Origin of the sequence: Heliomicrobium undosum (genome assembly GCF_009877425.1) — a bacterium.
GTDB classification, from domain to species: Bacteria; Bacillota; Desulfitobacteriia; order Heliobacteriales; family Heliobacteriaceae; genus Heliomicrobium; species Heliomicrobium undosum.
Genome location: NZ_WXEY01000023.1, coordinates 17,206 through 43,891, shown reverse-complemented (window position 1 = coordinate 43,891; position 26,686 = coordinate 17,206). Strand labels below are relative to the sequence as shown.

Sequence of the window (26,686 nt, the reverse complement as noted above, 5' to 3'; positions counted from 1 at the left end):
ATACCTTACATTCAAATCGGTTACCAGATTGACGGAATCAAACGGTAACGTGTCTTTAAACAATAATCGTTGTATCCCGCTAGTTTTTTTCGTAGCACTTCTTCTTCGTTTTTTATCCTCAGAATTAATGACGGTATGATCAACAGCGAAGGAATGATTGCCCAGTAGGACCCGAGAGCCAGAGGAGAAAACAGCGACATGAGTAACATTCCCGAATACATGGGATGGCGAACAATGGCGTAGGGGCCTGTTGTGATGACTGATTGTTCTTGCTCGACCTGGACAACCGTTGAAGCGTACCTGTTTTCATTAAAGACAATGATAATGAATATATAGCCTAAGAAAACCAGAACATTCGAAGCAATAATCATCCATACAGGCACGGATGACCAATGAAAGCGAAAATCAAAACCGGGAATAATGAATCCGAGAAAATACAATTTCAAGATGGCAGGGGGTTTGCGGGTAACTTCTTTTTCCTTAGACTTCGTTCGTCTTAACAGCAGTTCAGGACTTTTTTTCAGAAAAAATGCCGTCGTGAACATCATCAGTGCAAATAAACCCCACCACCATATCCAAGCCTGCCAAAACCTGAAAGAACCAGCCGGCAGAAAGATGATGACACCCATCACGATCATAATGACTATCGGAAAAAGATACGCTTTTCCCTTGGACAGTTCTGTATCTCCTTTCACTGAAACCCCCTCCGATCCTCTTAATAAAGGATGAATGATTTTTTATAAGACTTTTTATAACCATGAAACGATCATTTGTAGAGGCAAAATTTTATAAAAATCATGAATTAAGATATTTTTGAAAGAGTTGCATATGTTTCATCCGAGCCGGTGACAAAACGTTGGCTGCCATATCGTTGTATAAGCTTGTGAGGGGTCGCTTTATCCCTTGCTGGTTGCATAACAACGCCCTCAGTTGTGGTACGCTTTTAATAAAATCTGTGGATTCCCGGGCTAGCATTTCAATTTCCGGATCGTCCTCCGATAGATGAGACAGGTTCGACAATCGCACACCTAAATCTAAAGCCATTTGATATTGCTCAGGGTGAGCTTGAAAATGCTCGGCTAACGCTCGAAACGTATCCCGGTGATCCTCTCCCCACTGAAAGTCGTCTAAAAGGCCAAACACTTTTCGCTGTTGATCGAAGAGTTCCGGGCAGGTTTGTTGATAATTCGCGACTTGCTCGGGCTTCAAAATCTCCGTGATCATCTGAAAAGAAGGAGAATGATAAATATCTTCATCGAGTATTACTTTGTCTTCACTCAGTAATAATTCAATTTGTTCTAACCGTTCCTCAAGACTTTTTTTCTCGCTCAGCAGATTCATACGCAAGGATTCCAGGACCTCTCTCAAGGTCTTGTCACTGTGTTTATCGCCTAAGATTTCTTTTATCCGTTTTAGGTCCAGCCCAAGGGATTTTAAGTGCTTGATGAATTGCATACGCGTGAGTTCCGCGGCCCCGTATAACCGGTATCCTCCCGCGGAGCGTTCCGGTTCCGGAAGTAAACCGATCTTATGGTAATAGATAATGGTTTTTAATGTACTTCCAGTCAACTTCACAAAATCGCTGATTTTTATTCGATTTTTCACCGTTATCCCACCTTCAAGGTCATTATAAACCCCACCCTAAGGGTCGAGTCAATTGCGTTCGGGGAAGCTTTCGGTATTACCGCAACATTAATCTTTCGTATAATAGTAACAAAAAAACAGGGCTTTTGCCCTGCCGTTGGTTAATGTGCTTCATCTCTTCCATTGCTTTCTCTTTATACATTTTTGGCCTTCCCATTTAAACATTAATTTTTAGTGCAGGGCGAACACCATCACGAGTCAGGGTTACCTCCCCATAACTTCGCACACTGCTACGAGGGCCAACAAAAAATGCCCGGGTGGGTTGATTCCCTTGGGTTCTCAACCACCACCAGGAACAGCCGCATTCCTTTTCGTTTTCAATTAAATAATTGCGTTTGTCAGTTTTATCGTACACATACAAGTGGCAGCCATCACTTTTCTTCGCTTTCGCAAACTCTGTGCCGATTGCACGACGCTTTACACTGAAAGGACTTTCAACAAATTTATCGGTGAGTTCTCTTACTTCCGATTGGCTGAGCAAAAAAACTTTGTCCTCAGTGTCCGGACTATTATCTCCATTGTCCGTGCAATGTGTAGTCTTGATACATCTCTTCTCTGAATCATTGAACGCGACGTTATAAAACGCATCGTTCAGCCACTTCCGCAAATCAGAGTCACGCCAGGAAATATCTATATACTTGCTATGATACTGCTTGCAGTCCAAAATATACTCGCTTAAAATGAACAGCTCACTCCCTGAATTTTGCAGCACTCGCCACTTTATCGGCGTTCTGTCCGCACCTTCCCCCGTCTGCGAATAAGCGCCGAAAGTAATCATTTCGCCGGGTTTCGCGTTCCGGTACCATTCTACTGTTTTCAAATTGTTATCCTCCGGTATGGTTCTTCCCCATTATAGGATTTCTACATACCCTTCTGTTCCATGCACGCGAATTCGTTGCCCGTCTTTGATCCGTTTCGTGGCGTTTTCTACGCCGACAACGGCCGGCAAGCCATATTCGCGTGCGATCACTGCACCGTGGGTCATCAGTCCCCCCACTTCGGTGACGAGACCTTTTATGGATACAAACAATGGTGTCCAACTGGGGTCGGTAAAGGCGGTGACGAGTATATCTCCATCTTCGAGATCAGCATCTTCCATGTTTAGGATGACACGCGCCCTTCCCTCGATCACGCCAGAAGAAACAGCTAGACCGACAATTGCTCCGGCTGGGAGATTTTCTCGTTTGTACTCACCTGCAATGATCTCGCCATCAGAGGTGAGCACACGCGGGGGAGTCAGTTTTTCATATAATTTGTACTCCTCTTTTCGTTTGCAGATAATGTTGTAATCCAGGTCATTCGTGCGTACGACTTCGCGAAGTTCTTCAAAAGTGAGATAGTAAATATCTTCTTTTTCATGAATGACGTTGGCTTGTACCAGTTGTTCGGCTTCTTTCAGCAAAGACTGCTTATAAAGGAAGTAGCGATTCACCATGCCGTATTTTGGATATTCACGATACCCGATGAAATTCCGGACTCGGTCGATCATCTGTTTTGTCTCTTTGGCTTTTTGCTCGCCATCCGGTAATTGCTTCAATCGATCCAATACCTCTTGTTCTTTTTTCAACGCTTCCAGTCGACCTTGCTCAAATTTCCGCTTGCCGGCATTCGGCGCAAAGTTTTTGATGTTACTGAGAATCATGGGAACAAGGGTAGTTGGTTTTTCACTCCAACGAGGTTTCGTAATATCGATCTCCCCGCTGCAACGCATTCCGTATTTGTTGAGATAGGCGTCGATAGCGTCTCGGGATTTCTGCCCGCCATCAAAAGCAACCAGTTCATCCAAAAAGGTTTCATCTTTTACATGTTGTAAATAATCAATGACTTGCGGATACGGACGAATCACATCGGCCACATCCAATAGCGCCAGGCCCATTTCCGAAGTAATATTGTTGGGCGCCGATTGAGATAGCGTGTCTGCTGCGTTTTTTTCACCTAACCACTCGTGCATTTTTTCGTTGACCCAGGCTGAAGCATCCATCGCCGCCATGATCACAGCCAAGCTTTGTGGGCCAAATAACATCTTCTTTAGTTGCTGGATATCTTCGAGAATAAAATCAAATACATCGGATCCTGACTTCAATTGGATCTCTTGTTTTAACGCTTCTATCGATGTTTGACTACGCTTCATAAAATCAGAAACGATGGTCGGGTCGTATTCGATTTGTGCTTGAATACCCGGAGACGGCATGCCTTTGTTGCTTTGACTGGGGCTCTGTTCTTTTTGATCATTTGGCAACGATTTTATAAAATCGCCTCGCTCGATGATGGTCATCAGCGCGTCTTTGATGAGCGGATCGGATTTTCCCAAGGTATTTACGATCATTTCTCTGCTGACAGGCGAAGCCAGATGTGGCGTGACGTCAACAAACAACCTTCCACCGGCCTGACGCATGGGGGCAGGCGTCGTTAACAGGAAAAAAGACAAGCCCAATGGTTTCATGGGATCGGTCATCATTTGTTGATGACCGACCGATACGTAAACGTGATTTTCTTGATCATTCGCTTCAGGGATGGGGTATAACGTGGTGATCGGCCGACTCTGGACGATATAAAATGTATCATCAACCAAACACCATTCGATGTCCTGGGGGGCGCCGAAATGTTCCTCGATCTTTCTGCCTATGCGCTCAAGCTGCAAAATCTGCTCGTCTGTCAGCGCTTGCCGATTCTGCCGCTCCGGCTCGATCTCCTGTTCTCTCGTGCCGCCATCTTGTACGGCATAAATCGCCAGCTTCTTGGCGGATATCTTCTTATCGACCACCTTGCCGTCACTCACTTTATAAGTATCCGCATTCACCCGGCCGGAGACCAAGGCCTCGCCAAGTCCGAAGCTGGCGTCAATGGATACCACCTTCCGATTCGAGGTGACGGGATCGGCCGTAAACAATATGCCAGCAGCCTGCGGAAAGACCATCTTCTGAACCACCACAGCCAGGTGGACGTTACGGTGGTCAAAGCCGTTTTGAAGGCGGTACGTGACTGCCCTCTCGGTAAACAGCGATGCCCAGCACTTGCTGATGTGCTCTAGGATCGCTTCCCTACCGATAATGTTCAAATAGGTATCCTGCTGTCCGGCAAAGGAGGCCGTCGGTAAATCCTCAGCCGTAGCGCTGGAGCGAATGGCGTAGGCATCTTTTTCACCAAACTTTGTGAGATAACCGGCGATCTCTTCGGCTATATCCTTAGGAATCGGTATTCTTTCGATGACCATGCGAACTTTCTTGCTCACGTCACTGATTTTTTCCCTATCTTCTACGCTAAGATCCGATAATTCATCTAATAAACCGTTTAGTTCCTGATTATTTCCAGTGATTTTTTTATATGCTTCTGTGGTAACACAAAAACCTTCCGGTACTAAGATACCCTGAACCTTGGATAGTTCCCCTAGGTTGGCGCCTTTACCCCCGACCGTGGGTAACATTGTTTTGTAAATTTCCCGAAAGCTAAGGACATATGAATTCATACATGTTCTCCTTCCTCTTTTCTATGTATGGGTAAAGCGATCTCTGTAAAGTGATAAGTGCTCCTATAATATCCACGATAAGCTCGAATTATAAGCCTGTTATTTAAAAATTTGGTATGATATAATAAAAACAGGGGAAGTATTTGATTTTCGTAAGAAATAATAGGGTATAATAGGATAATAGATTTTCACGTGGCTTAATCTTAATTAAATTCACATTTTTAGACTTTTATTGATGCTAGAAAAAATCCCCCAAACCATCAGGCTGGGGGAACATAGACGCTTCATTTTTTTCTTAAAAACCTTCGTAGCCTTTGATATCGGCCTATTTCTTCTCTATTGTGTCAACGCGCTTCACGTGCCCGTGTGCGGAAACATATCGTCTTGAATTTTATTTTTGAGAATCAAGGATAAATAAAGATGCGTCATGGCCCATGAATATTTTACTTCCAGTATAAAAAGTTTTGGATTGAATTTCTCTATACCCTATTTTAGTCATAAGGTCAATAAGCTTTTGTTGATCAAATCCGTTATGAACCATATCTGAAACTATTTCTTCATTTTTATTAAAATCTACGATTAATAAATGCCCTCCTACATTGAGAACATCATATAATCTCGATAAAACCGGCTCGATATCATTTATATGGAGCAGAACCTGAGCCATAAAAATATAGTCTGCGTGTAAATCTGATCGATCGTCCTTTTCAAAATCAAAGCACAATGTATCTGCATTCTGAATATTAAAATCAGTAATCTTATGTTTCATTTGATTAATCATATTTTGCGATGTATCCAAAAAGAGAATGGAATTGAAATCATTTAACAAATTTAGTCCAACAAGACCAGTTCCACACCCAAAATCAATAGCATTTTTATTATTGGCGTCAACTAAATATTCACGAACGGCATCTGATATTACCTTTGCAATTCCAATTCTTTCAGAAGTGTCATATTTATTAGCTATCATTTCAAAGATATCGGTATTTCCCATTATTGCCTCTCCAATCTGTCGTTAGAAAAACCTCAGAACACTTGTTTATCTCCTCAAGAAATGCAATGTCATCTTTTTTATCTCTTCAAGGTTCTCAATAGTTGTTGCGCCAAAACCGCTTAAACCCCTTATTTACCATTGCTTTTTCCACGTTCAAGCAAGCAAACCGCTTCTGTATGCCCCGTCTGCGGAAACATGTCCACCGGCGTCACCCGCTTCACCTGCCACCCATGAGCAGCCAACCGCGCGGCATCGCGGGCCAGGCTGGCCGGATCGCAACTGACGTAGACGATACGGGAAGAGCCGGCTTGTGCGATCGCTTCGATCACGCGCTCATGACATCCCCGCCGAGGCGGATCCAACACGATCACGTCGGGAACACCCTCCCGTTCGAGCAACGACGGCAGTAGGTCCTCTACTTTGCCGGTGAGAAACTCGGCGTTGGTGATGCCGCTGCGTTCGGCGTTTCGCTGGGCGTCTTCCACCGCCATAGAGACCTCTTCAATGCCGATGACGCGGGCACAGTCGCGGGCCAGGAAGAGGCTGATCGTGCCGACACCGCAGTAGGCGTCGACAACCGTCTCCCGACCGGTGAGGCCGCAGGCTTCCTTCGTCAGTTGATAGAGGATTTCCGTCTGCCGGGGATTCACCTGGGTGAAGCTGGCGGGGCCGACTTCGATCTTTAGTCCGCCAGGCAGATAGTCGGTGAGCCGCTCTTTGCCCGGCTTGCTCACATGGTAGGGGTAGTCCGGACCGAGAACCTCTCCCTCTCCTTTTTCGTTCACGTTCACGTAGAGAGAGACAAGGTTGTATTGTTCTCCCGCACGTTGTCTGGCGAGATTTTCGCCTGTGTGCCCTTCGACCGTGAGTCGCTCCCCTATCAGCCGCTTCGCCAGTTCTCCCACAGCCTTGCGCCAGGCAGAGCGCCATGCAGAAAAGACGAGGATCAGCATCATCTCCCCCGCCCCTTCGGGCGGGGTTGTTGTTTTCAGGACCACATGGCGGATGGGCAGTTCACCCGCCGGGTCGATGTCAGGTAAATGCCGTCGCAGTGCTTTCAGCACCGGTGGAAAGGTCTCCGGCAGGAGAGGACATTCGTCGTTTTCTACGAGTTCATGGCTGGACAGGCGGTAGTAGCCCATTTGCAGAGGCTTTCCCGGCGCTCCGGCTTCTCGGCGCAGGTGCATCTGCACGCGGTTGCGGTACCGCCAGGGGTTCGCCGCGCCGACGATCTCGCCAACGGGGACATTCTCCAGCCGGCCCAGTCGCCGCAATGCGTCCTGGACTCCTTCCGTCTTTACGTGGCATTGTGTGGCGTAGTCCATCATCTGAAGTTGGCAGCCGCCACAGCGCGGAAAGACGCGGCAGGGCGGTTCCACCCGCTGAGGCGACGATTCCAGCACCTCCAGCAGTTCGGCGCGGGCGAAATTCTTTTTCACCTGGGTGACGCGGGCCTTGACCCGCTCACCGGGCAGGCACTCAGGGATGAAGAGGGCCATCCCGCCGGGACGAGCCACGCCTTCCCCCTGCAAGGTCATTCGTTCTATGGAAAAGGTATCGATATCGCCAGGTCGCATGGAAAAACCTCCAAATTAATCTTGATCCTTTTGCTTTAAGGCAGTCTGTTATGCGATGAGGTTACGTTTTTACTAGATTGCCCCTCTCTCTACCAGCAAATGTTTCTAAGGATCCTTTATCGGGCCTTAGTGTTGCAGAAGCATTGCCCCGAATGTTTTGAGATTCGCGGTTAACTGATCACCATGCTGTATCACTCATGCTGTGATCGATAATTTGACTCGCTGTATTTGACCAAGCGCGTCTCAAGGTTATCGCCCGTTGCAAAAAGCTCCGGAGCTTGATCCAGCCAGGAATATCTCTCCAAGAATCGGTCGGCTAGCGATGGACCGAAGGAATATTCGCCGCCTTCGCTGCTAACCAGAAGGGTGCTCTTTCTAATCAGCGCGTTGACTTCCTCGGCAAAGGCGACCATCTTGGTCGCGTCCAGCTTCGCAGTTCCGTTAATATCAAACTGGATCGTGTTGCTGCGGACAGCATTCTCATTACCCCCCTCCAGCGTGAAAAGGGTGTAGGTATATGAGCAGTAGCCCTGCCACATGCCGGGGTTATACCTTAAAAGATAATATTCTCCGTCCAATTCACAGAGGAACAGCGAACTCCAGCCCGCATGGTAGGTGGCGAACTGCTCGCTCCATATTGCATTTCGGCTTTCGTCACAAACGCGCAGCGTGACAAAAAAAGCAGTGTCCATTTCGCTCTTATCGAGATACATCGATTCCATCAGACCGTCTCGATTCACATCGGCATTGCCGATAAGTTTAAACGGCTCAGTTAACGCTGACGGCTTTATAATTTGGTTGGCATCACCGATTCGGTTCACAGCCAACGCTACGCTTACAATCACCATTATCGCGATGGCGACAAAGATGATCGCCCGCGAACGTTTTTGACATTTCAGCACGTTTTTAATCCGCTCTTTCATGCCGCCCTACACCAATAAAAGCGATCGGCCTCTAATACATGTGCCGTTGATCCGCACTTCGTGATGCTCAATGTCATCTCCTTATCTTGCTTGAATCGAAGGGGCAAAAACTATGTTTGACATGGAACGCACGAAAACATCTCCTTATCAACCTGAATCCGGTTTCGGCATATCCCATCCGAGATCAGACATCGATGTCAAACCGTTTCATCAATTGCCTAGCCTGGATAATATTACTTATCAAGAGTATTATATGACATCGTCGCCCCCATAAAGAAGATGATTCGACAAAAAAGGACGTCTTCCATCTTTAACAATCCCGATCCCGGCGGGATACGTGACACAACGCCCATAAAAAACCCGGCGAGGGCGTTTCTTCTTCCTGTCGCCGCATTTTTAACATAAATTTGCCACAAATCAGGCGTATACTTATGATTGTGGCGGCAGTCAGACGAAACCGGAAAGGTTCAGTCCTGCCGAACTAACTTTTCAACAGGAGGGATTTCCATGAAAAGAAGGATTGCCCTTTGCGCGCTGGCGGCGAGTTTTACGCTGACGGTCGTGTCTGGCGCATGGGCAGCTTCCCCGTCAAACCTCAAGGATCTGCTCAATCAAATCCGCAACGAATCTGCCGAAACCGCCCTTCCGGACACGATCACCGGCGATCTGCCACCCGGCCCAGGTCAGTCTTTCTCCGGCGAGGCGTCAAACCCCGTTCCCCCCGTTAACCGCGCCAACGTTGTGGACCTCAAGCAACTGGCGAACAAATGGAAACGTTCCGGTCATAAGGGGATTAAGGTGTTAGGGAAAGGGCAGGAACTAACCTTCGACGTTCCCCCGCAAATGGTTGACGGCCGGACGCTGATCCCCCTTCGAAAAGTATCGGAAACCTTCGGCGCCGAGGTGAAATTTGATGATTCCACAAGGACAGTGACCATCAAGCTGGACGGCAATACGATTCTTTTGACCCTGGACGCTGCCCAGGCTTCGGTGAACGAAAAGGCGGTCCCGCTGGATGTGCCGGCAAGGGCCGTTGATGGGCGCACCCTGGTTCCGCTCCGGTTCATCAGCGAAAACCTGGGGAAAGCGGTGAATTACGCTCAAGACGGTGATGTCACCGTGATCAACATAACGGACAAATAACAGACAAATAAAAGTCCGTCCGGAATTCGGTTAGAACATATAAAACGCTTGGAGGTATTCTCATGAAAAGAGAAGCGACCGCCATGTTGCTGGCCCTTCATTTGCTGATGGCAGGACCTGTCTTCGCCGAGACCACGGCTTCAACCTCCACACCAGCCATCACCGTTACACCAGACACAACCGCCACGCCAACCGCCTTGACACCAACGGCGACCTCTTCGCCAGCCGCAACCTCGACGCCTGCGACTGCCTCTATACCTGCCGCAACCTCGACACCGACCTCTTCGCCATCCACAACAACCGCCCCTGCCACTTCATCCGAAGTGATTCCCGAACTGCCAGCCAGCGATCAACAGCAGTGGTATAATGCGATTAACGCCAAATATCAGCAAATCGTCCAGTTGCGCCAACAGGACCAGGCATTGCAAAACCAACTGAAGGAACAGGACAGGCAGAACCAGGAGTTGGCGAAGAGCCGTGTCTCTGCCTTGACGGAAGCGGAAAAGAGCCAGCTTCAGCAGGCACGGGAAACGAACAAACAAATGATCGAGACGCAGATCAAGCCTTTGCACGACCAGCTCAAGTCCCTGACGGATCAGTTAAAAACGCTCCGTGAACAGGGCAAGGGCGCTGTAAAGTCCGGCGATCCTCGCGGAGAAAACATCCCCGAAATGGTCGCCATCCGGGAACAGATCAATACGTTGAAAAAACAGATCGCTGACCTGGAAGGGCAACGCAAAACGAACGGGACCACGATCCAACCGCTGCGTGACCGGCAAAAAGAGGCGGCCGCAGCGTGGAAATCGGTCCATGAACAAGTCTCCCCATTGCGTGACCAACAAAAAGCGATCTGGGAACAGGCCAAAGGGCAACACGCCACACTTGCGGCTTCCTGGAAAGCCTTTTGGGGCGCCATAAAAGACAGAAATCTGTCCGGCGCCACGGCGGCGCTGGATCAGGTGATCAGCACAAAGACACAGATCATCGCCTACAAACAGCAAGTTCTGGCGCTGAAACAACAGGTAAACAGTGTGTACGCCAACTTCTCCGTGGCGCCGGCTCCGACGACGGCGCCAACCTCCTCGTCAGCAACAACCTCCAATTAACCTGGCAAAACCCTTTTTGAGACGAGAAAACCCGGCAGCATCGGCTGTCGGGTTTTTTACATCTAAAATCGCATTGGCAGTCACTGCAATCGTCACGCAAGTGGTCCCCCCTTTGCGTCCAGCCCGTTTTGCACCGAGTCATGCTTGAGCGATAACCCACGCATTTTGCCCTGTTGACGGGGAATGAATAACAAAAAACGGGGAGGGCTGCCATGTTCACCGCCGAACTGTTCTTGGCCCTGCTCTGGTCGGCTGCTGGCGGCCTGCTCTCGCTGCTCGGTTCCACCGGTATTTTCGTCTCCTTAGTCGTGCAGCGGCGGATCGAGCGGTTGCAGGACATCCTCGAAGAATTCCTCGAACTGCCCTACCAGGAGAACAAAAACCTGGCCGCGCCCATGGTCAGTCTCGTCCGTAAGTACCAGGTCCACTACCTTTTTCCCGACAGGCCGGGTCGCACCATCCTCTTTTACCTTGACTTCACCCTCCTGCTGATCGGGCTGATCTGGCTGTGGGTGCTCTTTTGGGCCATCGACGGCCCCGTTCGTCCCCTTTTCTGGTTCCAGGGGCTGCTCCTGCTGCTGATCGGCGGGAACATGTTTCTCTTTCGCCGCCTGCTCCAACAAACGATCAACCCGACGGGCAATCCGCTCTTCAACCCGATCATCCCGCCGCCGGAGCGGTTGCGCAGCGTCTCCTACCTGTCGCGTTATGTGAACGTGTCCGTCAAATCGATACTCCAACAGGCCCGCTTCGCCCTGGTCATGACGGGTGACGGCGAACTGCGGTTGAAGCAGGAACTCTCCTTCGATGACTTCTATTATCTCCTCCACTGCCCTACCCAGGACTGGCTGGCCTGGGGGGAACTGCGCCTCGCTTTTCCGCCCGATCCGATCACAGGGAAACCCGTTCCCTTACAACGGAACGTCGAGATTCCGTTGGGGCGGCTTGCCTCCTTCGACCGCGCTAGCACGGGCACCAATGCGGTTACGCAGACCGGCGCTAGTGCTGAGCCCTGTGCTTCTTCATTTCCCGCCATCCTTTACATCTTCCCGTCGGGCGAAAAGCATCCCATCCAGGTCGAATTCGAACTGCGCAAGGAGGAGGTGGGATACCACTCCCGTCCCTTTCCGGAGATGACGGTCCAATCGACGATCCTCTACCGTTTTGAAGCGGAACGACGGTTTGAACGCTTTGAGCGCAACGAGCACATAAAAGTCATGAATCGCTCCGATCACCTGGAACACTCGGATCGCTTGGATCAATCGGCTCGCTTGAATCACAGGGATCGCTTGAACCGCTCAGATCGCTTGGATCGGCTAGACATCTTAGAAGACGGCGGTCGTCTCACCGTCTTCGAACCCTTTCGTTCCTACTTTATATGTGACCGGGAGCGCTACTTCTGCCCGCTGTCCCAACAGACACCTGCGCGATGTATCGAACCCTTGGAGGTCCGCTAAAAAAAGGAGAGGCCGGCATCTCGCCGGCAACTCTGCTCATGTAACGATGTTGTTTCCAATTTCAATCAATCGGGGTTCTTGGCTTCCCCCGTCACCCTTCCTCTTCTTCCTCATCCGCCGTCCCGGGCACGGGCGGCGCTTTCGGCTCCGGCACCGGTTCGGGCATGAGCGGCTTGCTCTTGAAGCGCAACAGTTGCCCCTTTCCCTGTCCCTCCTGCAGGATTTTGCCTTTGGAGAAGGCCATGGCGCCATTAACGAAGACGTAACGGATGCCGCTCTTTTTCTCCGTGCTGGGCGGCAGCAGTTTCGGGTCGATGAGCACCAGATCGGCCCACTTGCCCTTTTCCACAGTTCCCCGGTCCTCGACGCCCAGGAGGGCGCTGGGACGACCTGACAGTTTCAGAGCCGCCTCTTCCCAAGGAATCTTGTTCTGATCGCGCACAGTGCGGCCGAGAAACTCCTTCAGGGCGTCGGGGCTGTACTGGGTGGCGCTGCCCATGCCCGAGTCGACGGTGAGAGCGACAAAGGGCGCCCCGGCGAGTCGGTCGATCCGCTCCAAGGTGGTCGTGCGCAGGATGATCCGGACGAGGCCCGCAGAGGACATCTGCCGGGCCGCCTCCGCCGGCGCAATCCCCCGCTCCTGAGCGATCTCCTGCAAGGTTTTTCCCACCACCGTGGGCGGATTCTGGCCCCCCGCCTCCGCGATCTCGATCATCTCCGGCGGGTAGAGGGCGACGGCCCGCTGCAGCGTCTGTCGGACGCCGGCCGGCTGCCGGTTGCTCGGGTAGAGGGTGGTGTAGATGTTTCGCGACGACAGGTAGCCTGCCTGCAGATCCTGTTCCATGTCGGCGATGCGGGCGTCCGGGGCGTTCCCGAGATACCCCCACGGCGCCATCAGGATGCGCACCTTCGTCTCCCGGTGCAGGTCGATGACCCGCTTGAGAAGGACCGCCGGATCGGCGGAGGTGGCCGGCAGGGTCAAGGACAAGATGGCGCCCCGTTCTTCCAAGGCCTTGGCCAACAGGCGGATCTCGTCAATGGTCAATTGCCGTCCCAATTCGTCGTCAAAATCGATAGAGAGGCCGTAGGCCCCCTGCTCCAGGGAGGTCTGCAATTCGAGAACCAGATCCTCCACAGCCGGTTTGGGCTTCTCCGTCACCGGCGGCGGCGGGGGCGGAATCTGGCCGAACTCCAGGGGCGGCTCTTCGGCCATGACCGCATCGGCGTTCTCCTCGGGTTTGAGCAGTTTAAACAGCCCCTGATGGCCGGCCAAAAGGGCGTAATTGACAGGCAGGCCCGACTTGGCCGCCTGCTGCAGGTGCAGTGTCACGTCATCCTGGGCGATCTCGCCATAGCCCGACAAGACGGTGGTGATCCCCTGTTTGATCAGGCCGTCAAAAGCATCCGGGCCGTCGAGCGTGCCGTCCAGCCGTGAATGAAGGTCCACAAATCCGGGCAGGATGAGCAGGCCCGATGCGTCAATGACCTCCACCTTCGCCGGCGGCTGAATGATGCCGATAAAGGCGATCTTGCCTTTTTTGATCCCGATATCGGCCTGGTAGCCTTTTTTGCCCGTCCCGTCGACAATGGTGCCGTTTTTCAGGACATAATCATAATGCAAGGGCCTGTCCACCAGTTCGATCCCCTGTTTTTCCAGATAGTCCATGCCGAAGTAAATCCCGGCGAAAGTGGCCGCAAAAAGGGCGATGAGTCCCCCCAGGATCGCCAGAACGCGGTTCATCCAATCCCCCCCATATATAACAGGCCTAGGTAAAGCAAACCGAGGCCGATCAGATTCCAAACGGAATGGGCGATAATCGCCGGGAGGATGGTCCCTTCCCGGGAGACGACAAGTCCGAGCCAGTAACCGGCAGCGTACAGGGGCAGGAAGCGGTATGGATCACCGTGCATGGCCGCAAAAACGAAAGCGGTCCCATGGATGGCCTTCTTCCATCCCCACCGCCGTGCCAGGGCCGGCAGAAAAAAGCCGCGAAAAAAACTCTCTTCCGCCACCGGCGCGAACACCCCGGCGGCAAATAGGATCAGCAGCCACGTTGACAGCGCCGGTCCGGCATCGAGCCCAAGTCCCGGCCCAACGCCCGCGCCGGCTCCTATCCCCGTTTCCAAGCCGGTCCCCGTTCCCTGTAAAAACTGCTCCACCGGATGGGGCGGAGCCGGGAAAAAGCGGCTGATCAGCCCCCCTAGCAGGGAAACGAGGAAAAAAATAAAAACGCCTTGGCGAAGGCCCTGTAGGATATCTTGGCGGAAACCCGCCTCCCAGCCCCAGGGCAGCAACAGCCCGCTTCCCGGACGCGCCATCCCCTTGCGGCGAAACCAGGCGCTCGCTCCGAAGGCCAGTCCCAGCATGATCGCTCCGGCGCCCATACTATGTAACACATTCCACTCGGTCATTCCGATCTCCTTGCAGCTTTGCCGCAGACTCAGCCGCTTTCGCGCAGACCTTGCCGTTCGCCCGTAGGCCTTAGCCGCTTCGTCGCAGGACTCCGCCGCATCGCCACAGATCTAGCCGCTTCGCCGACCTGAACCGCTCCGCCGCAGACCTAATCATTCTTTTCGGGATGACGGGGAAAAATCCCTGCCGACTCATTTAAATAGGGAGCGGGGACGCGGGAATACTAGGGGAGCAATCAGCCCTGAGGAGGTGCTCTGTCTTGCTGCCTTGGTTTAATATCGGCCTGTTCGCGCTTGCGTTGCTGATGATCGCTATCACTTTTACGCTCGTCTACTCCTGGTTCCAGCGCCAGAGCCGTCGCCCGCCCTTGCCTGTAAAAAAGATATACGAAGAGTATGCCGGTGAACTGAGCCCTTTTCCAAGCCCTAGGCGCTTCGACGCTGAACTGCCGCCCTTGCGGCACCGCGTTGACGAGGATGCCATCAGCCTGCTCCCCCGCTCCCCCCACTCTCTCTACACCTACTGGGAGGTCTCGGGTGAGCAGGAAGAGGCGGCCGCTTCCGCCTACCACCCAGAGGAGTGGTGGAAGGCGCCGCGCCAGATCCGCCTCTACGACATCACCGAGAATGCCGAACTGGAACAGGCGCCTTTTCTGGAGATCGACGTGCCCGACAACGCCGATCACTGGTTCATCCAGGGCGTAATGCCGGCCCACCGCTATCGGTTGGCTGTGGGACGCCTCCTGCCGGATCGATTTGTCATCCTGCTCCTCTCTGATGTGATCGAAACGCCTGCGGCGGCGCCATCGTCCGTCATCGACCCAAACTGGCCGCCCATCCCGGAACTGCAAGGCCAGGCAGTCCCCATGGTCATGCCGACTTCGCCTGCCGGCGCTTGGACGATCATCTCTCACAAACCGCTGCTGACCGGAGGCGCCGCCCATGACTAAGGGTTGGATCGCCTTTGTGTTGCATGCCCATCTCCCCTTCGTCCGCCACTTTGACCGGGAAGACTACCTGGAAGAGCGCTGGCTCTTTGAGGCCATCACCGAGTGCTACCTGCCGCTGCTCTCCGTCTTCGAAGGCTGGCGGCGCGACCGTCTGCCCGCTGCGATCACCCTGACCATGAGCCCCACGCTGCTCTCCATGTTGGCTGACCCGCTTTTGCAGGAGCGCTACGCCAAACATATCTCGAAACTGACCCTGCTGGCTGAAATGGAGATCGAGCGCACCCAGGATGACCCGGCCTTCGCGCCCCTGGCCCGGATGTACCGGGACCGATTCAACGACGCCCTGACCACCTTCAATGACCGGTACGGACGCGATCTGATCGGCGCCTTCCGCGGGTTGATGGACGCCGGGATCCTGGAGATCATCCCCTGTCCGGCCACCCACGGCTACCTGCCCCTGATGCGCAACCACCCGGAAGCGGAACGAACACAGATCGCTGTCGCAGTGGAAACCTATCGCGATTGTTTTCACCGCTCACCGCCGGGGATCTGGCTGTCCGAATGCGCCTTCCACCCAGGTTTGGAAAAAATCCTGGCCGACTTTCATCTTCGCTATTTCATCACCGACGCCCACGGAATCCTCTATGCCACCCCTCGGCCGCGTTACGGCCTCTTCGCCCCGCTGATGACGCCCGCCGGCGTGGCCGCCTTCGGCCGCGACGTGGAATCGTCGAAACAGGTCTGGAGCAAGGACGAGGGCTACCCCGGTGACGGCGATTACCGCGAGTACTACCGCGATATCGGCTACGACTTGGACTTTGAGTATGTGCGGCCCTTTATCCACCCCGAAGGCATCCGTTTGCATACGGGCTTCAAGTACCACCGCATCACCGACCGTGAGGGCAACCATAAAGAGCCCTACGTGCCCGCCTGGGCAGAGGCGAAGGCGGCCCTCCATGCGGGGAACTTCCTCTTTAACCGCTCCCGCCAGTTGGAGTGGCTGAACAGCCTGATGCCGGAACGGACGCCGCTGGTCCTCTGCCCTTATGACGCCGAGTTGTTCGGCCACTGGTGGTATGAGGGACCGCGTTTCCTCGATCAGGTCATCCGCCAGCAGGGACAGGTGGACCCTGAGATCGCCTTCATCACGCCGGCGCGCTACCTGGACCGGAACCCGCTTATCCAGCCGGCCATGCCCAACGAGTCCAGTTGGGGCGACGCCGGCTACCATGAGGTCTGGCTGGAAAACAGCAACCATTGGCTCTACCGCCACCTGCACCGGGCGGCCGAGCGGATGATCCGCCTGGCGCGGGAACAGCGGGATCCGGAGGCGCTGCCCAAGCGCGCCCTCAACCAGATGGCGCGGGAACTGCTGCTGGCCCAGAGCAGCGACTGGGCCTTCATCATGAAAACCGACACAGCTGTCCGTTACGCCGTCAACCGCTCCGTCTATCACCTCAACAACTGTTCGCTCCTCTACGAGATGCTCCGCGGCGAGAAAGCCTTGGAGGAATCGGTCATCTCCGACCTGGAGGAACGAAGCCCCGTCTTCCCGCGCATCGACTACCGCGCCTACTCTGACGCCGGATCGCCGGCGCACTGAACAAAAAGCCTTAAAAAAAAGCCGCCCCGTTTCCCCTGAAAAAGGGGCCGCAGCGGGCGGCTTTACACATGGGCGGAAGGCCCATTCGGAAGCCCATCTTTGGCGATTTCAACCGCCCAATGGCCTTTTATCCTGAGGTGATTGCCGTTATACTCTGGTTACGATGCATTCAACTTTTTTGTCATCGAAAATACTCCTATTGTTTTGAAATACAGAGGCTTTTGAACGCTTTTTTCCCGGAAGGGGTTTTGTCACAATGAACCGCTATAAAGGAACCCGTCGCCTTACCCATTGGATCGAGGAGGTCTCAACGACGGAGCGGGTCGCTTTTATTCGCTTCGCCGATGGACAGGCGTCGGGCCTTGGATTGCGCCTACTCGAAGGCTACGCCCACCTGATCAACGTCGTCGCCATTGAACCTGCGCAGGGGTGGTATGCCGTGTATGCCACCCCTGACGGTTGGACGGAATTGCCGGCGATCTTGACCAGCCTCCCCCATCCGCCGGTCGAGATCCGCTACTCCTGTTAACGCTGCTCGCCCAAGGCTACCCTGCGAAGGCTGCCCTGCCAGGCTACACCTAAAGGACCTGCCTGATTTAACTTCCTGGATCGGCTCGCGCCTGCTGTACGCTCCAGGCGCTGACCCTTACTGCCTCCCGCCCGCCTGCAGCAGTTGGCCCAACCCTCTGAGGCGAAAGAGGGGGACGGGACCACGACGCGCCGCCACCGCTGCTTCGGTTTTGACCGTCTTATAGACCTGGATCGTCCGATCCGCGATGGCTGACCAGGAATAGACCTCCCGCACCTCCCGGGCGGCCTGTTTCGTCATCGCCTTGACGAGCAACTCATCATCAAGGGCGGTGATGATCTGATCGGCCAGGGAGTTGGCATTGCCTGTCAATGCCTTCAGTCCGTTTTGCCGGTGCCGGACGATTTCGGATAAGCCGCCCGTATCGGAGACGACGACGGGCGTTTCGGCGGCCATGCCCTCCAGGGCGACGATGCCGAAGGGCTCATAGAGGCTCGGGAATACGGCCACATCGGCGGCGCGGAGCAGCCCCACCTTGGTGGCGCCATGGACATAGCCGGCAAAATGGACCTTGTCTCCGACGCCACAGCGGTTGGCCAGGTGCTTCAGATAACTCATCTGCGCCCCTGTGCCGCCGATGACCAGTTTGACGGGATGGCGGCGAAGGACCTGGGGCAGCGCCTCGACGAGGACCTGCACACCCTTCTCCCAGACGAGGCGGCCCACGTAAAAGATGATCCGTTCATGGTCGGCGGCGTAGTCGCTGCGGCGGAATCCCTGCGCTTTGGCGGCGGAAAAGTCGTCGGGATGGACGCCGTTGGGGATGACAGCGATCTTGTCGCCAGGCATCTGAAAGATCCGGCCCAGTTCGCGCTCCATATGTTGGCTGCAAACGATCACCCGCCATGCCTCATAACCCAGCCACCACTCGACCTGGCTGATGTAGCGTTGCAGGTCGTTGTGCAGCCCGTTGTGGCGTCCCCACTCGGTGGCGTGAATGGTGGCGATGAGGGGCTTTTGCCAGCCGTGCTTGAGCGCCCGTCCCGCATAGGCGACGAGCCAGTCATGGGCGTGGACGATGTCAAAGTCGCCGTATTCGCCAGCGACGGCCAGCGCTTTTTCCAGGAAGGCGAAGTTCAGGTGATGGATGTCGCCGGCAAAATCGAGAGACCATAAGGAATAGGGATGGATGCGGTGAACGGTTACGCCCCGGTCCCGCTCTGTCGGCGGCAGTCCGTCGCCTCCCTGGGTGATCACATGGACCTCATGGCCCCGCTGTGTCAGGGCGCCCGCTAGGCCGTGGACATGAGGCGCCAGCCCGCCGACGACGCGGGGCGGATATTCCCAGGACAGCATCAAGATTCGCAAAAAAATACCTCCCATTAAACGGAGGCCGGGGGCCGGAGCGGCCCCTAGCCGTTGTGCACCTGTATTGTCCAGTTGACGCCGTTGTTGTTGTCCCAGTTGTGAGCGGAGTCGTGAAAGCAGAAGTGCATCGCGCCCAGGTCATGGGCGGGAAGGACCTTCACCCAACCGTAACCGGTCTTGTCCATTTCCACATCTTCGACCTTTTTCCATTTGCCGGCGTCGCCGTAGCCTACATGCAGGTAGACCTGATCGGCGCCGCTGTTGGCCAGCAGCCCCGAGTAGAGGATGCAGACCTCCTGTCCTGCTGTCGCAGGAAGCGGATCGATCCTCACCCCGCCAGGATACATATTCTCGGCCATGGCTTCCAGGCGGTTGTCGACGGTGAAACGGGTGTATTTCTTGTCGGCCACTCCATCACCTCCATTGTACTCGGCGTTAGGGGACCTCTGGCCTTTCCTAGTATGCGGCGCGACCCTCGCCCCTATGAACGGCCCTGCCGGGGAAAGGCTTTCAACGGCGGAAATCATTTCAGGAATAAAGGGGTTTCAGAAAAGTTTCCAGCAATAAAAATTTCCAGCAATAAAAAAACGGCTCCGGCGCAAGAATGCGCTCGGAACCGTTTTTTACTTATCATATTGCTTTTCAGAACCGTTCTGTCAGGCCAACAAATCGAGCCGGTGCAGAGGCGGCTTAGTGTTCGGGATACCCGAAGAGTTCTTCGTAGATGAACATGAGTTCCTTGTCGAAGAGGGTGCGCTTCAGTTCGACGGCCGTCTCGCGGACACGAGCCAGCACTTCGGCGGCCTGCACCTCGGTCATGTCGATCTCGAACTCGCGGAACTTGGACTTGATCGAGGCGGTGCCGGAGTGTTTCCCGATGACGATCTGGCGGGCGAGACCCACTTCTTCGGGGGAGATGACTTCGTAGGTTTTGGGGTTCTTCAGGACGCCGTCGCCGTGGATGCCGGACTCGTGGGCGAACATGTTGCTGCCGACGATGGACTTCCAGGTGGGCAGGAAACGACCGGAGGCTTTGGAAACGTATTCACAGAGATCACGGAACTTTTCCGACTTGAAGCCAAGATCGATTTCGTCGCAGTATTTTAAGGCCATGACGACTTCTTCCAGCGCGGCGTTGCCGGCCCGCTCGCCGAGACCGTTGACGGTTACGCCGATATGGGTGGCGCCAGCCCGTACGCCGGCGATGGCATTGGCGGTGGCCATGCCGAAGTCGTCGTGGGTGTGCATTTCAATGTCGATGTCGACGGCTTCGCGCAGCCGCTTGATGTTCTCATAGATCTTAAAGGGTTCCATGATGCCGACGGTGTCGCAGTAGCGCAGGCGGTTGGCGCCCAGCTTCTTGGCTTCCGTGGCAAACTGGATCAGAAACTCGATGTCGGAACGGGAAGCGTCTTCCGCGTTGATGGAGACGTACAGGCCTTGGGATTTGGCAAACTGCACGGCCTTCATCATCGATTCCAGGACCCATTCGCGGGAGGTGCGCAGCTTATGTTGGATGTGAATGTCGGAAGTGGAAATGGAGATGGCAACAGCGTCGCAACCGCAGTCGATGGAGTGCTGGATGTCAGAGATGACGGCGCGGTTCCAACCCATGATGCTGGCCTTCAGGCCCAGCTTGCAAATCTTGGCGATGGTTTCTTTCTCATCGCCGCCCATGACAGGAATACCCGCCTCGATCTGGTGAACCCCGATTTCATCCAGCATCTTGGCGATACGGATTTTTTCTTTGTTTGCGAAAACTACGCCTGCTGTCTGTTCGCCGTCACGCAACGTAGTGTCGACGATGGTAATTTGCCGGTTGGTCAACACCCTCACCCCTCAAATGTATTTTTTCTTTCTGTTTGGTAAAGACTATTATATTTTAGCATAACTTCAAGTAAACGCAAGAATACATAGCTTCATATACTGTATACAGGCCAATTTGCCTGTATTTGGCCGTTTTTGGCCGTTTTTTGTCTTTTGCGTCGACAAATTTCGATATGATTCATACCCACTCCACAGCGGTAACTTTTGTGATCGGAATGGGCTGTGTCGCCGGGTCGACCATGTCGTCCCGGATCCCATAGGCGATCGGCGGCGTCACGTCTACGATTTGGAACCGTTTGACTGTTCCGTCGGCAAAAAAGACATACACCTTACGCCCTTGCTCTTTTGCCTGTTCCAGCATGCTATACACCTTTCCCCGGTGCAAGCCCATGGTTTCGCCCCCCCCCGCCTCGCCCGATTCAGAACCACTCCGCAGGCTCCCCTGCGCAGGCAAAGACCACCTGGGATTATCGATTACCCCCCGCAGAAGTCACCGTTACTGCAACGCCTGGAGCACTGCGGCGGCATGGCCGGCCGACTTGACCTTGCGGTAGATCTGCTGGATATTTCCCTCCGGGTCGATGACAAAGGTTGACCGTTCGATGCCAATGGACTTTTTGCCGTAGAGCGTCTTTTCTTTAAGCACCTGATAGGCGTTGCAGACGGCGCTGTCGGTGTCGCTGAGCAGCAGGAAGGGCAAACACTGTTTGGCCGCAAAGCGCTCGTGCGATTTGACGCTGTCGCGGCTGACGCCCAGAATGACGGCCTTCCTTTGCCCGAATTGGTCGTGCAGGTCGCGAAACTCCTGGGCTTCCAGGGTGCATCCCGCCGTATTGTCTTTGGGATAGAAATAGAGCACCACATGGTTCCCATGATACTGGCTCAGGCGCACTGTCTCCCCGTTGAAAGCCGGCAGTTCGAAATCGGGCGCCTTCTGGCCGATGAGCAGTTCCTCCATATGTATATAGCCTCCCGGATGGTGTTCATGTATGTAACGTTGGATATAGCGGCGGCGCGTTGACGCTGCGGCACATGAGCGAGCTCGATTGGAGCGCTTTAGCATGGGCTTACGATGGATTAGGACGGATTAGGACGGATTAGGATGGGATGGGTTTGGGGTGGGATTAGGGTGGGATCAGGAAGACTTTTTGCGAAAGACCATGCGGCAACAGGCGTCGCCGGCGCCGATGCGCTGTTCGGGTATAAATTCAAAGTCCGGGAAACAGGCCATGATCCCCCGATCACCCTCGACAGCCCAATCGCAGAGTCGATCGGTCTCCTCGACGGCGCAGCCGTGGCGCTCCCGCCAGGCGTCGACGAGGGGGCAGCGGTGAAACTCGATGACGGCCTGCCCCGGCGTGACCTCGGCGATATTCATCTCGAAGACCGCCTGGGACGTGGGCCGGGCAAACTGGGCGATCAGGGTTTCCATGTCTGCCGTAGGTTCCATGGCCTGGCCTTTCATCTGACCGTACCGAAAAATGGCCCTTTTCGCCAAGGCCTCGGCATCGACGCCGATGGCGCGGGCCTCGTCGAGGAGCAGGTAAAACCAGGTGGCCCGGTCCTGAAAGGCTTGCCGGACCGTCTCCAGGGGAAAGGTTTGCGGCGAGTCGGGACGCTGCGCTTCGGGCTGGTTCATCATGCGCCTCCTTTATGTTCGCGTTGTTTTCCGGCGGGTTGGAAGGATAACCAGTTTTATGGTGGCACGGCAGCAGCAGTCTTGTCAACTCGTTTCGCTTCCGATTATTGCGGGACGACTTAGCGCAGGACTTCTCCGGTTACCGCGTCAATGATCGGACCTTCATCCGTTTCGGGGCGGTAGCCAAGCGTAAACGTTACGTCCTGATTGCTGCCTCCCCTGGTTGCGATATAGATAAGCGTGAGCGGGTTGTTTTGAAAATATAATGTTTCCGCTTGCTCCCGTGTGAGGACGTTTTTACATTCCGGCATGGAATCGCCGGCCGGAGTCATGGTTAGGTCACTAAAGAAGCCATTGGTTTTTCCTGAATACTTGTCCATGTTCAGATAAACGGTTCGATCATGGAGCTTCGCGCCGTTGCGTACGGGGACCAATTGGACATAGTGCGGATATACAGCGTAAAACACTTCTTTTTCCCCGGCAAAATACCATTTTGCGAAATCGGTCGCTCTTTTCTTGACTTCGCTCTCATCATCGCTCCCATTGATCCCATCGATTCTGTTGTATCTGTTTTCGTTGAATTCCGCAATTTCCTGGGAATCTTTAAACACAGCCAATTCGACAACCCGTTCACCACTTTTCAGCGGCTTCACGCTGTCGACCAGACCCGGTGCGGTGGCCCAGATGTAGCGGGTTTTCCTGTTATAGGTGTCCGCGCCCTTCGGAGGGTCTGGAACGTATGTCAGGCCTTTCAGATCAACGTTGAATTTTTCTCGCAGGATTTGTTCCGCCTCTTTTGGGCTCTTCACCGTCGTTTTTTGGGCCGAGCCGGTTAAAACAATTCGACCTTGCTGGAGGATATCGTCGAGATAGGATATGGGCTTGCCGGTCTTAGCGTCTATGGAGCGAAAGTTCCAAGGGAAGTAGCCCAGAAAATGCTTCCTCGCAGGGCTCTTACGAAAGAAGTCATAATCATCATAGTAGTACAACTCCAATGGATACTGCGCTTTATAGGCTTTTAAGGCTTCTTCGGGCGTAAGGATTTTATCCGGTTTGGGAAACCGGCTCCCATCGGGTTTCGGCTGTGAATAGCTTTCCGTAATACTTCCGTTGCGGACAGTATACTGAACGGTGTAAGAAGACGTTAACGGTATGTTGTTGACAAGCTGCGGAAGAATGAGGTTGACACCGCCTGTATCCTTATCGCGATAGGCGCTTTGTGGAGCGATCCCTTTGTACTGGGGATTCCTTTGCACTACCGCTTCGTAGGCCTTTTTGATCTCCTCTTGACTGACGTCAATTTTCAGCGGTATGCGATCAAGGATAGAAACGGGGGCTGGATTCGTAGCGGCCAGGACCGGCGAAGGCAGTGTGAGCGTGGCGGCGATCAGCAGGACAACCATCTTTTTGTTTTTTCGAATCCTATGAAACACCATGGAAACCTTCCTTTCTATTTTTGAATGATTTCTGCTGCGGAACAACGGATTATTGGCTGTTTTTGTTGCGGCCGGTGCAGCTTGATGTTGCCATTTCCCTATGCTGCCGGAGGCTGCGCAAAAATATGCCGCCATCAATGAAGTTTTTTCTTCGACATCCATTATTATCAATCCTTGTCAGAACACAACAAAGAATTGCTGCCCTTATTCGCATTTAAAAAACATATAGCCATTAGAAATGCGCGCCGCAAATCTAATGGCTATATGTCGCAGTTTGTTATTTTACCTGGCTGTCACAGTAGTGCCCCATCGCCTGCTGCATGAACCGGGCTAGACCGGGCTTCACCTTGTCAATGTTGGCGGTGAAGCGTTCGTCCTGGACGTACAGATCGCCCAATCCCCTGAAGATCTCCAGGTTGCACTCATAGAAGTTGTCGCTGATGAGTTCCCTCCAGTCGCTGATCGCCTGTTGAACAAGCGGATCGGCGGGGCCTTTGTCCATCGAATCGGCCAGCGTCTTGTAGATGGCGTCGGTCTTCGCCTTGATGCGCGCCCAGTCGTCCTTGGTGTAGGCGGCGGCTCTCCGCTGGCTTTCCTTGTACGCGTCGGTGTGGCCGTACTTCTGCCGGGTCTCTTCGGCGTACTCCTTCTGGTGCTTTTCGATTTCCGACATATCGAAAGCTTCGAACATCTCTTTTTTCGCCATGGTGTCTCCTCCTTCAATGGTGGCGAGTGTCTTGTCCACGAGGTCGATGATGGCCTCCAGCCTTGTCTTTTTCTCGATCAGCAGCCGCTTTTGCGATATCAAGGCTTCTCTCCGGTCAAAACCGGGGGTGTCCAGCATCTCCCTGATCTCCTGGAGGCTGAAGCCCAGTTCCTTGAAGAAGAGGATCTGCTGCAGCCTGCCCAGGTCATCTTCGGTGTACAAACGGTAGCCCGCCTCTGTCGCCTGCGCCGGCTTCAACAGGCCGATCTGATCATAGTGGTGCAGGGTGCGCACGCTGACCTGGGCGAGGTCGGCCACCTCTTTGACTTTGTGGGGCATCTCATCACCTCGGCTTTAGGATAGACCATGACGTAACGTCAGAGTCAACGGGATTGGCGAAGAGATTTCTGGAAATAAAAAAGGAGCGTCAGCCAGCGCTCCTTGTGAATCTGCTGCTTGGTCATATAGACGATTACTGTAGCCGTTGCAGCACTTCTATGATTTCTGTTGAATCGGCTTGATTCGTCAGCGACGCGTAGAGGGAAATCTGTTCATGCACCGCTTTTCTCTGGAAAGCATCGGGTTTATGCCTCTCGATCGCCTCCTGGAAACCGGTGATGCAGTCCTCGTAGTTTTCCAGGAGCATTTCCGCTTCCGCTAAGGTGGAGTCCAGCCACCAATCTTCTCCGCGCCGTTCTCCCCACACATCGAGGATATACAGGGCAAGACGGTTGCCTCTGCCCAACTCGATGCCGGCGATGATTTTGTACAGATAGGCCGCATTGATGGCCGGATAGTAGTCTTCGATGTTTATCCGGAATGCCTCAAGGTAGAGATCTCTGGCGCGGCATAAGAGGTTCTTATTGATGGATGCCTTCGCAACCACAGTACCGTCTCCGTAGAGGGCGCGCCTTTTATACTGGGCCGCGAGCATGGACAGGGTGTCCGAATCCCGCACGCCCGATTGCCATAAGCCGTAGACGATGTCGGCGGCGTCTTCGTACCTTCCCACACGGGTCAGGCAGTTTGCTTTTAGTTTGCGCACGTCTTTTTTATGTCGATAGGGAAAGACCTTGATGCCGTCGACCAGCGTTTCGGTTTTTTCCGCCTCTTCAATATAGGCGATGGCTTCGTTGTATAATCCGAAAGATTTGCAGGTGTTGGCTAAGGCGACGATGAATGCGCCTGTTTTGCCGCTTATGATCTGGGGAGTCAGCAGCGAGCGCAACTCCTCGGCCCCAGGAGCGTTTTTCAGAAACTGGAGCAGATTTCTTTCCTGTACAGCCATATCCGGCGCTTCCGGCAACGCCTTGGACAGGTCCATTTTCAGCACCCGGTCAATGATCTGTTCTTTTTCATTGGCCCGGCAAAGGCGGGAGATCTCCCAGTCGCCGAAATTTTTCGCCAAAGGGATGATGCCCAAGTCGCTGAACTTGATGTTCTCCACTTTGCGCGGGGAATTTTCTATGGCGCTCTTACACTCGCTGGTCACGAATATCTCACCGGCCCGTGTGACCGGTTCGACGCGGGCGGCTGTGTTGATGTTGCTTCCGAGGGCGTTTTTGCCGCCCTTCAAGGGATCATCGTACAGTTCAAATTCTCCGAAGTGGCAGGCGATTCTCGGCAACAGCTTCCTCATACCGATGGACTCGAAGGGATAGTTTCGAAAAAATTCCCGGTATTCGAAGGCGAGTCCGACCACATCGTGGCTGTTATCGAAGATGGCGACCAATGCATCGCCCCAGGTATTTTTTACGATCGCTTTTTGCAGGTACCTGTCTATTCTCTGGGACAGTTCCGGGATGATCTTGCGGAAGAACAACCCGATTTCGCTTTCTGATAACTTGGAGTAGCCCTTCAGGTCTGTAAATAAAACATAGCCGATCATTTATTTACCCTCCCATCA

At 53.8% G+C, this 26,686-nt stretch carries 24 protein-coding genes; 6 read left to right on the top strand and 18 right to left on the bottom strand.

Going from position 1 to position 26,686, the window contains the following annotated elements:
• Window positions 1-20: 20 nt before the first annotated feature.
• The 7 genes from GTO91_RS15010 to GTO91_RS18250 form a co-directional block, all read right to left on the bottom strand.
• Window positions 21-695, bottom strand: coding sequence for a methyltransferase family protein (locus tag GTO91_RS15010; RefSeq protein WP_161259548.1), 675 nt, complete (start codon window positions 693-695; stop codon window positions 21-23).
• Window positions 696-795: 100 nt separating this feature from the next.
• Window positions 796-1,605 carry a MerR family transcriptional regulator gene (locus GTO91_RS15005; RefSeq protein WP_161259547.1) on the bottom strand — a complete coding sequence of 270 codons (810 nt, stop codon included), beginning with the start codon at window positions 1,603-1,605 and terminating at the stop codon, window positions 796-798.
• 196 nt (window positions 1,606-1,801) lie between these two features.
• The gene (locus GTO91_RS15000; RefSeq protein ID WP_207709038.1) at window positions 1,802-2,464 is read right to left on the bottom strand and encodes a DUF6273 domain-containing protein; all 663 of its coding nucleotides are present in this window, start codon (window positions 2,462-2,464) and stop codon (window positions 1,802-1,804) included.
• Window positions 2,465-2,494: 30 nt separating this feature from the next.
• A complete protein-coding gene (gene ppsA, locus GTO91_RS14995; RefSeq protein WP_161259546.1) occupies window positions 2,495-5,110 on the bottom strand; it encodes a phosphoenolpyruvate synthase in 2,616 nt (871 codons plus the stop codon).
• A gap of 391 nt (window positions 5,111-5,501) precedes the next feature.
• Window positions 5,502-6,104 (bottom strand): class I SAM-dependent methyltransferase, encoded by a 603-nt coding sequence (locus tag GTO91_RS14990; RefSeq protein ID WP_161259545.1) that lies wholly within the window; start codon window positions 6,102-6,104, stop codon window positions 5,502-5,504.
• A 128-nt stretch (window positions 6,105-6,232) separates the two neighbouring features.
• Window positions 6,233-7,681, bottom strand: a complete 1,449-nt coding sequence (gene rlmD / locus GTO91_RS14985) for a 23S rRNA (uracil(1939)-C(5))-methyltransferase RlmD (protein ID WP_161259544.1) — start codon at window positions 7,679-7,681, stop codon at window positions 6,233-6,235.
• A gap of 191 nt (window positions 7,682-7,872) precedes the next feature.
• Window positions 7,873-8,604, bottom strand: a complete 732-nt coding sequence (locus GTO91_RS18250) for a hypothetical protein (protein WP_235919629.1) — start codon at window positions 8,602-8,604, stop codon at window positions 7,873-7,875.
• Window positions 8,605-9,111: 507 nt separating this feature from the next.
• Between GTO91_RS18250 and GTO91_RS14975 the strand changes: the two genes are divergently transcribed.
• The 3 genes from GTO91_RS14975 to GTO91_RS14965 all read left to right on the top strand — a co-directional run bounded on the left by GTO91_RS14975 (window position 9,112) and on the right by GTO91_RS14965 (window position 12,310).
• Window positions 9,112-9,747, top strand: coding sequence for a copper amine oxidase N-terminal domain-containing protein (locus tag GTO91_RS14975; protein ID WP_161259543.1), 636 nt, complete (start codon window positions 9,112-9,114; stop codon window positions 9,745-9,747).
• Between the two features lie 62 nt (window positions 9,748-9,809).
• Complete coding sequence (locus GTO91_RS14970) at window positions 9,810-10,853, top strand: hypothetical protein (RefSeq protein ID WP_161259542.1); 1,044 nt, start codon at window positions 9,810-9,812, stop codon at window positions 10,851-10,853.
• Between the two features lie 212 nt (window positions 10,854-11,065).
• Window positions 11,066-12,310: a hypothetical protein gene (locus tag GTO91_RS14965; RefSeq protein WP_161259541.1), complete on the top strand. Its 1,245-nt coding sequence runs from the start codon at window positions 11,066-11,068 to the stop codon at window positions 12,308-12,310.
• A 91-nt stretch (window positions 12,311-12,401) separates the two neighbouring features.
• On the opposite strand, the gene GTO91_RS14960 is transcribed toward GTO91_RS14965, so the two are convergent.
• Window positions 12,402-14,051 carry an amidohydrolase family protein gene (locus tag GTO91_RS14960; protein ID WP_161259540.1) on the bottom strand — a complete coding sequence of 550 codons (1,650 nt, stop codon included), beginning with the start codon at window positions 14,049-14,051 and terminating at the stop codon, window positions 12,402-12,404.
• Entirely contained in the window at window positions 14,048-14,722 is a 675-nt protein-coding gene (locus GTO91_RS14955) for a CPBP family intramembrane glutamic endopeptidase (RefSeq protein WP_161259539.1), read from the bottom strand. The genes GTO91_RS14960 and GTO91_RS14955 overlap by 4 nt, the downstream gene beginning before the upstream one ends.
• Window positions 14,723-14,982: 260 nt before the next feature.
• On the opposite strand from GTO91_RS14955, the gene GTO91_RS14950 reads away from it, so the two are divergent.
• The 3 genes from GTO91_RS14950 (at window position 14,983) to GTO91_RS14940 (ending at window position 17,804) form a co-directional block, all read left to right on the top strand.
• Complete coding sequence (locus GTO91_RS14950; protein WP_161259538.1) at window positions 14,983-15,672, top strand: DUF4912 domain-containing protein; 690 nt, start codon at window positions 14,983-14,985, stop codon at window positions 15,670-15,672.
• Window positions 15,665-17,275: a glycoside hydrolase family 57 protein gene (locus tag GTO91_RS14945; protein WP_161259537.1), complete on the top strand. Its 1,611-nt coding sequence runs from the start codon at window positions 15,665-15,667 to the stop codon at window positions 17,273-17,275. The genes GTO91_RS14950 and GTO91_RS14945 overlap by 8 nt, the downstream gene beginning before the upstream one ends.
• A gap of 256 nt (window positions 17,276-17,531) precedes the next feature.
• Window positions 17,532-17,804, top strand: a complete 273-nt coding sequence (locus GTO91_RS14940; RefSeq protein WP_161259536.1) for a DUF4911 domain-containing protein — start codon at window positions 17,532-17,534, stop codon at window positions 17,802-17,804.
• Window positions 17,805-17,921: 117 nt separating this feature from the next.
• Here GTO91_RS14940 and GTO91_RS14935 read toward each other — a convergent pair whose 3' ends face one another.
• The 9 genes from GTO91_RS14935 to GTO91_RS14895 all read right to left on the bottom strand — a co-directional run bounded on the left by GTO91_RS14935 (window position 17,922) and on the right by GTO91_RS14895 (window position 26,668).
• Window positions 17,922-19,172 (bottom strand): glycosyltransferase family 4 protein, encoded by a 1,251-nt coding sequence (locus GTO91_RS14935; protein ID WP_161259535.1) that lies wholly within the window; start codon window positions 19,170-19,172, stop codon window positions 17,922-17,924.
• 44 nt (window positions 19,173-19,216) lie between these two features.
• Window positions 19,217-19,582: a carbohydrate-binding protein gene (locus tag GTO91_RS14930; protein ID WP_328793821.1), complete on the bottom strand. Its 366-nt coding sequence runs from the start codon at window positions 19,580-19,582 to the stop codon at window positions 19,217-19,219.
• 280 nt (window positions 19,583-19,862) lie between these two features.
• Window positions 19,863-20,999: a homocitrate synthase gene (gene nifV / locus GTO91_RS14925; protein ID WP_170294272.1), complete on the bottom strand. Its 1,137-nt coding sequence runs from the start codon at window positions 20,997-20,999 to the stop codon at window positions 19,863-19,865.
• A gap of 178 nt (window positions 21,000-21,177) precedes the next feature.
• Window positions 21,178-21,390 (bottom strand): hypothetical protein, encoded by a 213-nt coding sequence (locus tag GTO91_RS14920; RefSeq protein ID WP_161259533.1) that lies wholly within the window; start codon window positions 21,388-21,390, stop codon window positions 21,178-21,180.
• A 105-nt stretch (window positions 21,391-21,495) separates the two neighbouring features.
• Window positions 21,496-21,957: a thioredoxin-dependent thiol peroxidase gene (bcp, locus tag GTO91_RS14915; RefSeq protein ID WP_161259532.1), complete on the bottom strand. Its 462-nt coding sequence runs from the start codon at window positions 21,955-21,957 to the stop codon at window positions 21,496-21,498.
• Between the two features lie 177 nt (window positions 21,958-22,134).
• Window positions 22,135-22,638: an L-2-amino-thiazoline-4-carboxylic acid hydrolase gene (locus GTO91_RS14910; protein ID WP_161259531.1), complete on the bottom strand. Its 504-nt coding sequence runs from the start codon at window positions 22,636-22,638 to the stop codon at window positions 22,135-22,137.
• A 119-nt stretch (window positions 22,639-22,757) separates the two neighbouring features.
• The gene (locus tag GTO91_RS14905; RefSeq protein ID WP_161259530.1) at window positions 22,758-24,236 is read right to left on the bottom strand and encodes a hypothetical protein; all 1,479 of its coding nucleotides are present in this window, start codon (window positions 24,234-24,236) and stop codon (window positions 22,758-22,760) included.
• 115 nt (window positions 24,237-24,351) lie between these two features.
• Entirely contained in the window at window positions 24,352-25,119 is a 768-nt protein-coding gene (locus GTO91_RS14900; RefSeq protein ID WP_161259529.1) for a MerR family transcriptional regulator, read from the bottom strand.
• A gap of 133 nt (window positions 25,120-25,252) precedes the next feature.
• Complete coding sequence (locus GTO91_RS14895) at window positions 25,253-26,668, bottom strand: tetratricopeptide repeat-containing protein (RefSeq protein ID WP_161259528.1); 1,416 nt, start codon at window positions 26,666-26,668, stop codon at window positions 25,253-25,255.
• Window positions 26,669-26,686 lie beyond the last annotated feature (18 nt).

What these genes read in the sequence shown, in the direction of transcription:
- ppsA (WP_161259546.1), bottom strand. Translation starts at nt 5,110, where the DNA reads ATGAATTCATATGTCCTTAGCTTTCGGGAAATTTACAAAACAATGTTA.
- GTO91_RS14990 (WP_161259545.1), bottom strand. Translation starts at nt 6,104, where the DNA reads ATGGGAAATACCGATATCTTTGAAATGATAGCTAATAAATATGACACT.
- rlmD (WP_161259544.1), bottom strand. Translation starts at nt 7,681, where the DNA reads ATGCGACCTGGCGATATCGATACCTTTTCCATAGAACGAATGACCTTG.
- GTO91_RS18250 (WP_235919629.1), bottom strand. Translation starts at nt 8,604, where the DNA reads ATGAAAGAGCGGATTAAAAACGTGCTGAAATGTCAAAAACGTTCGCGG.
- GTO91_RS14975 (WP_161259543.1), top strand. Translation starts at nt 9,112, where the DNA reads ATGAAAAGAAGGATTGCCCTTTGCGCGCTGGCGGCGAGTTTTACGCTG.
- GTO91_RS14970 (WP_161259542.1), top strand. Translation starts at nt 9,810, where the DNA reads ATGAAAAGAGAAGCGACCGCCATGTTGCTGGCCCTTCATTTGCTGATG.
- GTO91_RS14965 (WP_161259541.1), top strand. Translation starts at nt 11,066, where the DNA reads ATGTTCACCGCCGAACTGTTCTTGGCCCTGCTCTGGTCGGCTGCTGGC.
- GTO91_RS14960 (WP_161259540.1), bottom strand. Translation starts at nt 14,051, where the DNA reads ATGAACCGCGTTCTGGCGATCCTGGGGGGACTCATCGCCCTTTTTGCG.
- GTO91_RS14955 (WP_161259539.1), bottom strand. Translation starts at nt 14,722, where the DNA reads ATGACCGAGTGGAATGTGTTACATAGTATGGGCGCCGGAGCGATCATG.
- GTO91_RS14945 (WP_161259537.1), top strand. Translation starts at nt 15,665, where the DNA reads ATGACTAAGGGTTGGATCGCCTTTGTGTTGCATGCCCATCTCCCCTTC.
- GTO91_RS14940 (WP_161259536.1), top strand. Translation starts at nt 17,532, where the DNA reads ATGAACCGCTATAAAGGAACCCGTCGCCTTACCCATTGGATCGAGGAG.
- GTO91_RS14920 (WP_161259533.1), bottom strand. Translation starts at nt 21,390, where the DNA reads ATGGGCTTGCACCGGGGAAAGGTGTATAGCATGCTGGAACAGGCAAAA.
- bcp (WP_161259532.1), bottom strand. Translation starts at nt 21,957, where the DNA reads ATGGAGGAACTGCTCATCGGCCAGAAGGCGCCCGATTTCGAACTGCCG.
- GTO91_RS14910 (WP_161259531.1), bottom strand. Translation starts at nt 22,638, where the DNA reads ATGAACCAGCCCGAAGCGCAGCGTCCCGACTCGCCGCAAACCTTTCCC.
- GTO91_RS14905 (WP_161259530.1), bottom strand. Translation starts at nt 24,236, where the DNA reads ATGGATGTCGAAGAAAAAACTTCATTGATGGCGGCATATTTTTGCGCA.
- GTO91_RS14900 (WP_161259529.1), bottom strand. Translation starts at nt 25,119, where the DNA reads ATGCCCCACAAAGTCAAAGAGGTGGCCGACCTCGCCCAGGTCAGCGTG.
- GTO91_RS14895 (WP_161259528.1), bottom strand. Translation starts at nt 26,668, where the DNA reads ATGATCGGCTATGTTTTATTTACAGACCTGAAGGGCTACTCCAAGTTA.